Source organism: Apibacter sp. wkB309 (genome assembly GCF_002964915.1).
In the GTDB taxonomy this organism is placed as follows: Bacteria; Bacteroidota; Bacteroidia; order Flavobacteriales; family Weeksellaceae; genus Apibacter.
The window spans coordinates 285,185-298,236 of record NZ_PSZL01000022.1 but is presented as its reverse complement, the minus strand read 5'-3'; the positions used below and the strand labels follow the sequence as shown (position 1 = coordinate 298,236).

Here is a 13,052-nt window from a genome sequence, read left to right as displayed (position 1 = left end):
GCTTTTAATTTTGTATTCTATAATGTTCTTTTAATGAGGGGAAGGGGAGAAATTTGTTTTATTTGACGCAATAATTGTTTACAAAAAGATTATCTTTATTGCTGCAAAGTAAATTTTAAAATTGATAACAAATGCAAGTGAATAGATATTATGAAAAAAATAAGGGTAAATTCCCTTTTTATTTGAATATACTTAATAAAATTAGTATTTTTGCAAGGGTAATTTCCCTTTAATTTTAAAAAATGAAAATTGAAAATTTATTAAATTCCATATTTTCAGATACTAATTATGACATTAAGGATATTATTGAAAAAAAATTAATTGAATATAATCTAAGTAAAACAAAGGCTTTGAAGCTTCTGAATATTGATAAGGATGTATTTGATGAAATTCTTAATGGTACAGCAAAGCAGCCAAATCTAATTCAAATTATTAAAATAGCAGAATTCTTAGGATTTGAAGTTAGTAAATTCATAAATGTTTTACTCAAAAATCAATGTTCTGAAAATATTTTTGCTATTGATAATGCAAGAAAGGCAACTTTTATTGTTAAAAACTTTGATGTTAAAGCACTTACAAAGTTAGGTTTTTTTGATTCTAATTATTCAACTGAAGATCTAGTAAAAAAGGTTTTAGATTATTTTGGTTATACTACAATAAATGAATTTGAAAAACAATTAGACGATCCTTTATATAGTAGAGTTAAGAAAAATCATTCAGATAAGATGAAGGATTTTTGGATTAAATCTGCTTTCCAAACTTTTAAAATAATAAATAACCCCAATAGATACAATAGAGAAAGATTAAAAGACATAATTATAAAAATAAAGCCGTACAGTCAAGATGTAATTAATGGATTATTGACTGTATGTAAAGCATTATACAATATTGGAGTTTCAGTAATTTTTCAAAATTATTTGGCAACAACACAAGTTAGAGGAGCAACTTTTATAATTAATGGTAAACCTTGTATTGTTATAACTGATTTTAATAAAAATTACCCGACATTATGGTTTACCTTATTACATGAATTACATCATGTATTATTTGATTTTGAAACTATTGAGAGGTATAATTATCACCTGTCAGATGACAATGATTTATATTTAATAGAAGAACAAGCTAATAATTTTGCGAGGGATTTTTTCATGTCAGAAGAAAAATTTCATTATATTAAAAAATATATCAATAATCCTTATTTAGTAATAAAATTTGCTAATGAAATAGAAGTACATCAATCCATTGTTTATTCATTTTTTATATGGTATCAAAAAGAATTATATGGGAAAAATTACTATGGTGCTTTTAAAAAATTCTTTCCCGATTACAATGATGCGATAACAAAATTAAATCCAATAACTTGGAATGAAATAAGTATTAGAGATGCTAGTGAAAAAATAAAATCAGTTTTAGAGTTAAATTAAAATAAAAGATATTATGATTAAAAAAACTATTGATAAACAAGAAGAGCTTTCTAAATCTGATTTAGAAAGATTAGATTTGCTTCAAAAAGCCAATGTAAGAAAGGGACAACAACTAACAATTAATTATGAAACAGGTAATCTTGAAGTGTTTGATGAATTAAAACATCTTTTAGGTGAAGAATATGAAAATCCTGAACAAAAATATAATTCATATTATGGAACCAGAAGCTTATTAAAGAAATTTCTACCTAAAGGTGATGACAATAAACAATTACGTGATATCATTTATGATGAACTAAATGTTTTTCTAAATTTAGGAAAGAAAAAATCTGATAATAACGGAATAAGAAAATCAGATGGAAGAATGACTTATCAACCTGTTATGAATGAAATTCAAGAAATTATTTTAAAATGGGTAGAAAACTCTCGAAATCCTTTTGACTTATATTGTTTATTTTATGAATTAAATGAGAAACATGAATATGGACATGAACAATATGATAATAGTACTAAAAGTGTTGCGAAAGCTATGTTATCATTGAGTAATAAATCAATCTTCTAGTAGATTGATTTATTATGCTTAATTTTCCTATAATTTATATTATGTTAAATAGAATATTTAATGCTGCTATTTAAGTTCATCGATTCTATCTCCAATTTTCTTTTTTAAGTTCATACACATAATTAATATAGGAACTGTTTCCATCTTTAACTATGATATCTTTAGATGTTTTGATTGCATTTATTTTAGCTATGGCTTTTTGAGATCTAAAGTTAGTAGAACCAATATGAAAATAAATTTTGTCAACATATTGGAAAATATAATCAATCATCAATTTTTTGATTGAAGAATTTATACCTGTTCCCCAATAGTTCACTGCTATAAAAGTATATCCGATTACGATGCTTTTGTCATTTTCCGAATAATCATAAAACCGAGTACTTCCGATTAATTCTCCGGTTGCTTTATCAATAATTTTAAAAGCTCCTTTACTTTCAACTGCTTCTTTAAAAAATACTTTGAATACGTCTTCTTTCCAACGATTATGACACGGATGTTGTTCCCAGATTTTTTTATCTTTTGCTACCTGATATAAACTCTCAAAATCGCTGATTTCTAAGGGTAATACTTGTACAAAATCATTTTCTAAACTGGGTTGAATTGAAAAATTCATTGTATTAATTGTTAAGATTAAGTTTTTTATAAATTTTTTTAGGAATGGCTTTTTTGTTTACTAAAATTGCGGTGGTTTTAAATTGTACGTAATTTTTTGTGACGTATAAATATCCTTGATAATCATTGCTTATTCCCCAAGAGTTTTTAACTAAATAATATTCCTTTCCGTTTTGGTCTTTTGCCAAGCCCACTATATGCATGGCATGATCATCTGTTGTAGTTTTATTATTAAAGGCTTCCTGACGCAATTCTTCAGTTATAACCTTTTCCGGTTTGGGATAACTGAATAAATTAGCTTTTTCTTCGGAAGAAATGGAATAAATATTCGTATCGGGAACATAAGCAATACCATTTTTCCAACTGAAATACGGTTCGCTAACATCGCTGGCCCATCCAATCGTATACCCTGTTGATAAAGCATGATCAATAATTTCAGTCAATTCCTTCATGGGAACATTGTACATCTTGTCTCCACTCCAATTATCAGGTAATGGCGGATAAAATGGTGTATAATATTCGTAATCTTTAAAAGAAGAAATTTCTATATAATCATTTGGATTTAAATCAACGATTTCCTCTGCAAATGCTTTAGGTGTATATTCTTTTCCCTTATAAATAAATGTTTCAGGAACTTTTCCAATGTATTTATCTAAAATAGATGAAAAATTTTGTGTCCATTGGGTATTAATAGGTGCTTTTTGAGATTTTACCGTATCTAAATACTCTTTAAGTTCTTGCTGCATTTTACTGAAATTATTCTTTATAGCACCATTAATTAGTCCGGTATACGCTTCCTGAGGAACCATTCCATATTTTTTGTACATATTAATAACATCGTGTAAAGAACCGCCATCACCATAATTAACATAACCGTCCATTAAAATATAATTTTTGGCTTTATCCTCATAGGTTTTTCTGGCAGTGTATATTTCTGCTATATCTAATACTCGATGATGTTTTTTATATATTTCAGATTCTAAAAAAGAATTTCCTGCATAACTCCAGCAAGTCCCTGAAGATCCTTGATTTTTTACGGAAGTATTATCCAGTTGTTTTATGATGGTAAACTGAAAATCGGTATGGGTTGACTTATTATCTTTAATTTTATTGATTAAATCATCTTGAGCATAACTTATTGAAGGTAAGATCCATAATGCTATTACTAAAAAGATGGTTTTCTTCATAATTTGATGAATTATTTTTTATCGTTTGCTTTCTTTTTCTTTTTGTTAAAGTAATCGTATGCAAAATATCCTCCTAACAATAAGATAAATACAGGTAAATAATTAGTTTTATCTTTAAGCGGAACATTAGTGTTTACGGTACGAAACATTCTATCCCATCTTATTTTAAATTTGGCAGGATGCCCGAAAGGATCGTTTTCAAATAAACCTTGAATGCTTAACCAGGTAAAAATAGGAGTACCTATAATGTGATCTTCCGGTACGTATCCGAAATAACGGCTATCCAAAGAATTATCTCGGTTGTCCCCCATCATCCAATAATAATTTTGTTGTATGGTGTAAGTATTGGTTTCCTTACCATTAATGTAAAATTTGCCCTCCTTTTCCTTCAAATCATTATATTCATAATTTTTAATGATTCTTCTATATTGATCTATATTTTGACGGGTCAACGTAATAACATCCCCTTTTTTAGGTATCATGATAGGTCCATATTGAGAGCCGTTCCAACCACTATGAAGGGGAAAAATAGAATTAGTTGTATCAATTTTCGTTTTAGCTATATCTCTATAATGGATGCCCTCCTCTCCTTTGTTTGCATATAAAATCTGAATAGAATCTACTGTATCAAAATTTTTTATTTTGTTTGCATTTTCTTGGGTAAGCCCTTTGAAATAATAAATAGTATTACCCTGTTCGTTCATTCCTTCTTGATACGTGGCATATCCCAATAGATCTTCAATTTTTCTTTGACTGATTCCGGCTTGGGTTGTATATACTAAATAATCTCTTTGTTGTTCTTCATCTTTTTTAATTTCTTCAGGTTTTCCATTGATCAATAAATTTCCATCAATCAATTGAATTTTATCTCCAGGTAAACCCACGCAGCGCTTAACATAAGGATCTTTCCTATCGATGGCAGTATGCAAAGAATCTGTAGGATAATTAAAAACAACAATATCATATCTGTTAACCTTAGTCCAACCGGGAAGTCTCATATATGGCAAACGAATTTTATCAACATAAGAATTTATTTGATTTTGAGGTTGTTGATTGTTTCCCAACGGAATTTTATTTTGTAAAAAAGGCAACGCTACAGGAGTCATCGGAATTCTTATTCCATAATTCAACTTACTGACAAAAAGGAAATCTCCTACCAGCAAGGTTCTTTCCATAGAAGCTGTAGGAATGGTAAACGGTTGAATGACAAATGCATGGATGACTGTGGCAAATATAACGGCAAACAATACGGCAGATATAAATGTTTCTTTTCGTTCTTGTTTACCACTGTATTGTGTTTCAGGTGAATAGTTTATATATGCTAAAAAAATAAATGAGAAGAATAAAACTAAAACGGCATCTAAATACGAACGACGATTGTAATGTCTTATAAAATCTACTAGTATAATAGCTCCCATAATTGGACCGACAATCGGGATAAATACTATTATAAACCACCACCAAGGTCGATGAATAATTTTTAGAGTAACTAAAATATTATAAAAAGGAACTAAGGATTCCCATGCTTTTCTACCTGCTTTTTGAAATAATTTCCAAGCAGTCAGGAAATAAAATATATTTGAAAGTAAAGCGAATAGTAAATAATAAGTTAAATAATGCATGAGATAATCTTTAAATCTTTTTAATATTTAGTTATTTAGTAGCCTAAAATAAAATAGTTTTTATCTAAAAGCCTAATACATCTTTCATGGTGAATACCCCTTTTTTTCCGATAAGCCATTGGGCAGCAATTAATGCTCCCATAGCAAATCCTTTTCTGGAATGGGCTACATGTTTCAGTTCTATATCATCTATAGGCGAATTATAAATCACAGTATGTGTTCCGGGAACATCATGAACTCTCTTAGCTTCAATTCCCAATAAATTATTATTGGTTTTATAGGATAAATTCCATCCGTCAAAACCATAAATTGGTATGATTTCATCGGCAAGCGTTATGGCAGTACCACTGGGTGCATCTTTTTTTTCTGTATGGTGAATTTCTTCAATATGAACCGTATATTCTTGGTACTTCTGCATTATTTCAGCTGCTCTTTTATTTATTTCGAAAAATAAATTAACGCCTAAACTGTAATTGGAAGAATATATAAATCCCCCGTTATGCTTTGCGCAATATTCTTTTACTTGAGGAAGCTTATCTAACCAGGCAGTTGTTCCACAAACAACAGGTATTCCCAATTCTAAACAAGCAATTACATTTTCATAAGCAGTAGAAGGAGTTGAAAATTCAATAGCTACATCCGCACCATTTAAATTTTTTTGAGTTGGTTTTTCTTCTAATCGGGCTACAATTTCGTGATTATGATTTTTAGCTATTTCTTCAATGGCTTTACCCATTTTACCATAACCTACTAAAGCTATTTTCATAAGAATATATATTATTTTTTATAAACATTAACCATTTTAAAATGACAAGCAAAATGAAAGTCCTACTTTTTGATTAGTAAACCAGGTATCGGCGTCTTCCATAATAACTGGTCGTACGGCAAGATCTTTATCTTTGTCGAATATTGATAGATGAGCATCAACAGTGGCATCAACAATATTTAAAAGATAAGCCAGAGAAGTAAGCACAATCGCATAATCCCTGTTTCTCCTTTCCGAATCTTGAGCGTTAGCTAAAACTTTAGGACTGATTCCTGCTACATCTGAAAATTGATGCTTTTGTCCGCTAAGTTCCGCTAAATAAGCTTTGTGATATTTATTATATCGATTGTCGTAATATTTTATAAAACCGATCCCTGCACCAATAACCCCTAGCACAATAGGAGCTTTAATATATTTTTTATTGTACAATTGTCCTAAACCGGGAAGTATGGCAGAGTATAAAGAAGCTTTCAGAGGGCTTCTCAACATGGTTTGAGTCAGCGAATCTGTATGATTTATATTTCGTATTATAACGCCATCATCACTAATGGTGGCATGGTTTGTTTCTTGATTTTGCGCTAAAATAAAACAAGTAAGAAATAATGAAAGTATAACCAATATTTTCTTTTGTATCATTCTAATAATTTCTGAATTCTTTCAAATTCTTCCGTGGAATCAAAATTAATGATAATTTTTCCTTTTCCTTTTTCTGTAGCCTTTATTTCAATAGTTGTTTCGAAATAATCCTCAAAATTTTTCAACCCCTTTTTTAAATGATTGGGTAATTCTTTTTCTTTGGAAACTTTTTTGCTTTTAGGATTTTTAAAGGTTCGAATGAAACTTTCGGTTTGTCTTACGGATAATTGTTCTCGTACAATTTTTTCATAAACAAATAATTGTTTCTCTTGCTCTTCTAAGGATATGAGCGCTCTTCCATGTCCCATGGAAATTATCCCGTCTCGGATTCCCGTTTGGATAATCGGAGAAAGTTTTAAAAGTCTTAAATAATTGGTTATGGTGCTTCTGTCCTTCCCTACTCTGTTACTCAAGTTTTCTTGAGTTATATTGATTTCTTCAATTAATTTTTCAAAGCTTAAGGCAATTTCGATAGGATCCAGATCTTTTCGTTGAATATTTTCAACTAAAGCCATTTCTAAAAGTTCCTGATCGTTAGCTAATCGAACAAATGCAGGTAATTTTTTTAAACCGGCCTGTTTAGAAGCGCGATATCTTCTTTCACCCGAAATTAAATCGAATTTGTCTCCATTTTTACGAACAGTAATTGGTTGTATTAATCCTAACTGTTTAATAGAAATGGATAATTCATCTAATGCTTTTTGATCAAAATTAGTTCTGGGTTGATTGGGATTGGTTATAATATCATCAAGTGAAATTTCCAAAATGTTACCTACTAATTCTTCTGCTCCTTTTTCTTCTGCAGAATTAACTTTTTTAGAATTCTCACTTAAGATTGCGGATAGACCTCTACCCATAGCTCTTTTTTTGTCTATAGCCATAATTTATTTAACTTCAGCCTTGTTTTTATTTAATACTTCTTCAGCAAGTAAGATATAGTTTATAGCACCTTTGCTTTCTGCGTCATATTTTAATATGGATTCGCCAAAACTCGGAGCTTCGCTTAATCGCACATTTCTTTGTATGAGACTGTCAAACACCATATCCGGAAAATGAGTTTTGACTTCTTCCACCACTTGGTTCGATAAACGTAAACGGGCATCATACATAGTTAATAATAACCCTTCGATAGTTAGATCCGGATTGTGCAGTTTTTGCACGCTGTTTATCGTATTAAGGAGTTTTCCTAAACCTTCTAAAGCGAAATATTCACATTGGATGGGAATTATTACAGAATCGGCAGCAGTTAGAGCATTTAAAGTAATTAATCCTAATGACGGGGCGCAATCAATGATTATGAAGTCATATTCATCTTTTATATCTTTTAAAGCTTCTTTTAACATGTATTCTCTATTGACCTTGTCAACCAATTCAATTTCTGCAGCAACAAGATCTATATGAGCCGGTATTAATTCCACATTTGGGGAAGTAGAAGGTTGTATGGCATCTCTGGCAGAAGCGCTGTGTTCCAATACTTCATAGGTACCATATTCTACTTCTTCGATATTAATACCTAATCCGGAACTGGCATTTGCCTGAGGGTCTGCATCGATGAGTAAAACTTTTTTTTCAAGCACCCCTATGGCCGCAGCCAAATTAACGGCTGTAGTGGTCTTTCCAACTCCTCCTTTTTGATTAGCTATAGCAATAATTTTTCCCATCAGTATAATAAAATTTCAAGCTGTAAAAATACAATTTTTAAACGGTATATTCAGAAAAAATTATCAACATTAGAGGGATTTATAGCAGGTTATCGACTATTTTTTTAGTATTATTATGCTGTTTTTTCTCTCTAACTTAATTATTTTACTTTGAACTTTATTTTAATTTTATTTGGTTTTAAACATTCATCGCAAATGTAATACAAGTTAAAAAAGTTGCTTTTTGTTATATATTAAAAAATAGTTTAAAATGTATAACTTTAAATTAAACCTTTTAAAATATTCCTTGTCAATATAGTTGTAAATCTAAAGTTATATGAAAAAAATAATTTTTGTAGGAGCATTAGTATTTTCCTCTACTTTTGCTTTTACACAATCTAAATGTGAGGATCTTAAGGATCATGATAAAAAAGAAGAAAAAGTGAAAGAGATGAGGGATAGGATGGCTAAAGAACTTAATTTAACGGAAGATCAAATTAAAAAGATTAATTTAATTGAGGATAAATATAAAAGCCGTGAAGATGAGTTAAGGAAAAAATCAGAAGAATTGCGTCAACAAATCCATCAATTAAAGGAAGATAAAAAATCTGAAATAAATAATGTTTTTACTGAAGAACAAAGACAAAAGCTTAAGAAAATTAAAGAGGATATGCATAATAAAAAGCATTTACATAAACAGGGTAAAAAATTTCGTTCCTAGAGAAAAATAGTTTTTTATACAATTCTTTTTTCATTTAAAAAGAGCTTCTACTAATAGAAGCTCTTTTTAATTTTATAGTATGTGTATTATTATCCAAATGTTAAGAAAAATTTTGCATGTCAATTAATTTTTTATAAATACCATTTTTCTCCAATAATTCAGCATGAGTTCCTTGTTCCATTATTTTTCCTTTATCCATCACCACAATCATATCTGCATTTACAATAGTAGATAATCTATGAGCAATAACCAGGGATGTTCTGTTAGACATAAGATTATCTAAAGCATCTTGTACCAATCGTTCACTTTGTGTATCTAAGGCAGAGGTTGCTTCATCTAAAATCATGATGGGTGGATTTTTCAATATAGCTCTGGCGATAGCTATTCTTTGTTTTTGTCCACCCGATAATTTTCCGCCACCTTCACCGATGGTTGTTTCGAAACCTTCCGGCATTTGCTCAATGAATTCCAGTGCATTGGCAACTTTAGCAGCTTCTATAACTTCTTGCATGGATGCATTTGGATTGCTTAATTTAATATTATTGGCAATGGTATCATTGAATAATATGGATTCTTGGGTAACCATGCCCAGTAATTTACGGTAAACTTTTAAATTTAAATCTCGTAAATCATGACCATCTACATAAATCACGCCGCTGTCTACGTCATAAAATCGTGCAATTAAATTGGCTAAAGTAGTTTTACCGCTACCGCTTTGTCCCACGACCGCTATTGTTTTGCCTTTAGGTATAAATAAATTTACATCTTGAAGAATGGGATGTCCGTCAACATATTGGAAATTAATATTTTTCAGTTGAATTCCTTCTTTTATTTCGGATAGTTCAACAGCATGTTCCGGTTCGTAAATCTGTATGCTGGTTTCTAAAGTTTCCACCAAGCGATCTGTAGAAGCTGTACCTTTATGTAAATTCGTGATGGAAGTTGATAAGGTTTTGGCCGGTTCCAATAATTGAAAAAATAGGGCTATATAGACTAAAAAGGAAGGAAGATTTAAACCTTCACCGTCTAAAATAAGAACTCCGCCGTACCAGGTAATAAAAATCATGGCAACAGAACCTAAAAATTCTGAAGAAGGCGAGGCAAGTTCATATTTTTTCATCATATTTATGGAAAGCCTTCTGAGATTAAGAACACTGTTCATGAATCTGTTTTTCATGGATTCTTCGGCATTGAAAATTTTGATTATTTTAGTTCCGTTTAGCGTTTCATCAATTACAGAAAGTACATTACCCGATTCGGCTAATCCCTTTTTAGCATCTTTTTTCAAACTTTTTCCAATTGAGGAAATAATCCACGCCATAAAAGGCAGAACAATAAATGCTATTAAAGTTAACGATGGACTAATGGTAATTAAAGCGATTAGAGTGAAAAGAATGGAAAAAGGCGTTCTCCAAAGCTCTAATATTGAAGTTAAAATATTGCCTTCCACCTCTCCTACATCTCCGGAAAGTCGTATCATAATATCCCCTTTTTTTCGATCGGTGAAATAAGAAACCGGAAGCGTAAGGATTTTATCATACATAGCAACCCGCAAATCTTTGGAAACTCCGCTACGTAAAAGCACAATAAAATATTGAGCTAAATATCTAAAAATATTTCTAAATAAAAATAAAACTATAACAGTAACACAAAGATAAGCTAAAATCGTTTTAGGATTGGTTCCTTCAAGGGAATGATCTAAAAATACATAAAATTTATATTTCAGTTCGGCCATCATACCCTTTGAGGCTTGCATTTCTTTTTTCGTTTGTTCAATTAAAATTTGATTCTTTCCTCCTAAAAGCATTTCCAAAATAGGCATAATGGAAAATACGGAAACAATTGAAAATAAAGAATATAGAACGTTAAATAGAATTCCTAATATAAATTCTTTTCTGTAGGGAGAGGCAAATTTTTTTAGTATTTTTTTTAATGATTTCATGCTACCTTGAGATTAATACAAAGGTAAACAAAAATTCGATTCTTTTTTGTCAAAAAGTAGCTTGTATTCCAATATGAATTTTAGAATCTGAAAAATTTACAGGTTCAGAATCGTATTTACCAACGGCATAGTTCAATGAAAAAATACCGAAACGTGTTAAAAAGCTAATTCCTACTCCGGTTCCCAATAAAAAGGGTCTTGTATTTTGATTTTTATTCTCAATCCATGCAACATCTGTAAATAAACTTAAATACAGTTCTTCAAACGGAACGTATCTGTATTCTAAACTTCCGATGATATACGCATTGGCATAAATGGATTGTTCATTGAATCCGCGGATAGTTTTCAAACCACCGATTTTAAATAATTCATTTACTGTCAACGTATCCGACAGTAAGGTTGAAGCATTTATTTTCGGCTTTAAATAATGGGATGCAGATAATTTTATTAATTTTTCGATGGAAGCACTTACATTATATTCAGTTAAATTTTTTCGATCTTCCGGTATATTTCTATAAGCAATTCCTTTTATGGAGTATAAATTTTTAGGGCCTAAAATTTCGTTTTCATTTCTTTCTTTATATTGATAACTTATGCCAAATCCAGTTTTGGAAAAGTTGTTATTATTATCTAATTCCGATACATATCGTGAGTTTTCATATAACCCTTCTATACCTAACCGTTGGTTTACGGTATATTGATAATATATATGTTCATTCAGTCGAATGGTTGCATACGTGCTGTCTTGTTTAAATATAGTTAACGATGTTTCCGATCCGAATTTAGATTTAAAAAGATAGGGCACGTTGACTTGAACTTCAAAGTTTTGAGATTTATCCGGTGTGGACAACCAATTTAAGTTAATAGTTTCAAATGAATTCAATACATTGCCTAAAGAAAGCTGAAGCTGGCCGTTGACTTTGAATTTACCTTTTTCGTCATTACCAAAGCCTACCATTCCGTCCAATGAACTGGCTTTTCTTTTTTTTAAATATAAATAAATCTTGGTAGAATCGGGAGTGAATAATACTTGCGGATTTTTTTCTTCTGCTATAAATGTTGTTCCTTGTAGCATAGCTGAAATTTCTTTAAGTCGCTCGTCTGTATAAGTTTTACCGAGAAATCCATATTCTAATTCTTTTAATATTCCGCGAGGGATTTTGGTATATCCGTTTAAAACAAATGAATTGATGAGTCTTTTTTGGTGGAGTTCAACATGTATGGATGCTTCTAATGGTTCATTTGCAAGGGATAATTTTGTGTGGACTTGATTAAATGCATAGCCTTTTTTTATATAATAATAATGGATTACTCCTGCTAAAGAATCAATATTATCTGTTTGAAAATGATTTTTGTTAGTAATTGCCGCTTGTGAAAGAGAGTCTAATTGTACCCATACTTTTTTGTAAAATTTTCCTCTGTTAATATAAACTAAGGTTTCTTTTTTATCTTTTTTTAAAGAATCCAGTTTTAAGGTATAAAAACCTAGATCTACTAAAGAATCTAAAATTGAACCTACTTTATTTTCAGAATAGGTTTTTGAAAACCAAAGTTTTTGATTATTATATATCTTAATGAAATTTTTTTCAACTTGGCCATGAAGCAAAATGGGTAAAATAATTATATAAATATAGAGCAGCTTAAATTTCATGAGTTGTACTAACAAAAAAGCTCAATGGTAAGGTACAAATTTAAAACTAAATTATTTTATATTTTTATTTAATAAAATTCTTTAGTTTTTTGTAGGCATTAATGTAAATGATGCTATTAATGGGAAAATTATAGATATTTTAGTTTAATCGTCTTATAATGAACTATTTAAATATATATACACTTTTTAATTAATTATTGTTATGTACATTTCTTTTAATTAAATAGTAAAAATATTTTGTGAATTTTTTATTAACTGAAATTTGATATAAAATGTAAGAGATTATATA

General features: G+C 29.9%; 12 protein-coding genes. 3 read left to right on the top strand and 9 right to left on the bottom strand.

All coding sequences use genetic code 11. The features are described from left to right. Window positions 1-242: 242 nt before the first annotated feature. Both C4S75_RS07095 and C4S75_RS07090 read left to right on the top strand, forming a co-directional pair. Window positions 243-1,424, top strand: coding sequence for an ImmA/IrrE family metallo-endopeptidase (locus C4S75_RS07095; RefSeq protein ID WP_105297605.1), 1,182 nt, complete (start codon window positions 243-245; stop codon window positions 1,422-1,424). 13 nt (window positions 1,425-1,437) lie between these two features. Then, window positions 1,438-1,986 carry a hypothetical protein gene (locus C4S75_RS07090; protein WP_105297604.1) on the top strand — a complete coding sequence of 183 codons (549 nt, stop codon included), beginning with the start codon at window positions 1,438-1,440 and terminating at the stop codon, window positions 1,984-1,986. Window positions 1,987-2,071: 85 nt separating this feature from the next. Here the strand turns inward: C4S75_RS07090 and C4S75_RS07085 are convergent, their stop codons facing one another. From C4S75_RS07085 to C4S75_RS07055, 7 genes are all read right to left on the bottom strand, one after another. After that, the gene (locus C4S75_RS07085; protein WP_105297603.1) at window positions 2,072-2,599 is read right to left on the bottom strand and encodes a GNAT family N-acetyltransferase; all 528 of its coding nucleotides are present in this window, start codon (window positions 2,597-2,599) and stop codon (window positions 2,072-2,074) included. A 4-nt stretch (window positions 2,600-2,603) separates the two neighbouring features. After that, a complete protein-coding gene (locus C4S75_RS07080; RefSeq protein WP_105297602.1) occupies window positions 2,604-3,785 on the bottom strand; it encodes an aminopeptidase C in 1,182 nt (393 codons plus the stop codon). An 11-nt stretch (window positions 3,786-3,796) separates the two neighbouring features. After that, the gene (lepB, locus tag C4S75_RS07075; protein ID WP_105297601.1) at window positions 3,797-5,407 is read right to left on the bottom strand and encodes a signal peptidase I; all 1,611 of its coding nucleotides are present in this window, start codon (window positions 5,405-5,407) and stop codon (window positions 3,797-3,799) included. A gap of 64 nt (window positions 5,408-5,471) precedes the next feature. Beyond that, the gene (gene dapB / locus C4S75_RS07070) at window positions 5,472-6,173 is read right to left on the bottom strand and encodes a 4-hydroxy-tetrahydrodipicolinate reductase (protein WP_105297600.1); all 702 of its coding nucleotides are present in this window, start codon (window positions 6,171-6,173) and stop codon (window positions 5,472-5,474) included. A gap of 36 nt (window positions 6,174-6,209) precedes the next feature. Continuing rightward, entirely contained in the window at window positions 6,210-6,809 is a 600-nt protein-coding gene (locus C4S75_RS07065) for a DUF5683 domain-containing protein (protein WP_105297599.1), read from the bottom strand. Beyond that, a complete protein-coding gene (locus C4S75_RS07060) occupies window positions 6,806-7,690 on the bottom strand; it encodes a ParB/RepB/Spo0J family partition protein (protein WP_105297598.1) in 885 nt (294 codons plus the stop codon). The genes C4S75_RS07065 and C4S75_RS07060 overlap by 4 nt, the downstream gene beginning before the upstream one ends. A 3-nt stretch (window positions 7,691-7,693) precedes the next feature. Beyond that, window positions 7,694-8,470, bottom strand: coding sequence for a ParA family protein (locus tag C4S75_RS07055; RefSeq protein WP_105297597.1), 777 nt, complete (start codon window positions 8,468-8,470; stop codon window positions 7,694-7,696). Between the two features lie 316 nt (window positions 8,471-8,786). Between C4S75_RS07055 and C4S75_RS07050 the strand changes: the two genes are divergently transcribed. Further along, entirely contained in the window at window positions 8,787-9,170 is a 384-nt protein-coding gene (locus tag C4S75_RS07050) for a Spy/CpxP family protein refolding chaperone (RefSeq protein WP_105297596.1), read from the top strand. 100 nt (window positions 9,171-9,270) lie between these two features. Here the strand turns inward: C4S75_RS07050 and C4S75_RS07045 are convergent, their stop codons facing one another. Beyond that, window positions 9,271-11,112, bottom strand: a complete 1,842-nt coding sequence (locus C4S75_RS07045) for an ABC transporter ATP-binding protein (protein ID WP_105297595.1) — start codon at window positions 11,110-11,112, stop codon at window positions 9,271-9,273. Between the two features lie 49 nt (window positions 11,113-11,161). Beyond that, window positions 11,162-12,763 carry a BamA/TamA family outer membrane protein gene (locus tag C4S75_RS07040; RefSeq protein WP_105297594.1) on the bottom strand — a complete coding sequence of 534 codons (1,602 nt, stop codon included), beginning with the start codon at window positions 12,761-12,763 and terminating at the stop codon, window positions 11,162-11,164. Between the last annotated feature and the right edge of the window lie 289 nt (window positions 12,764-13,052).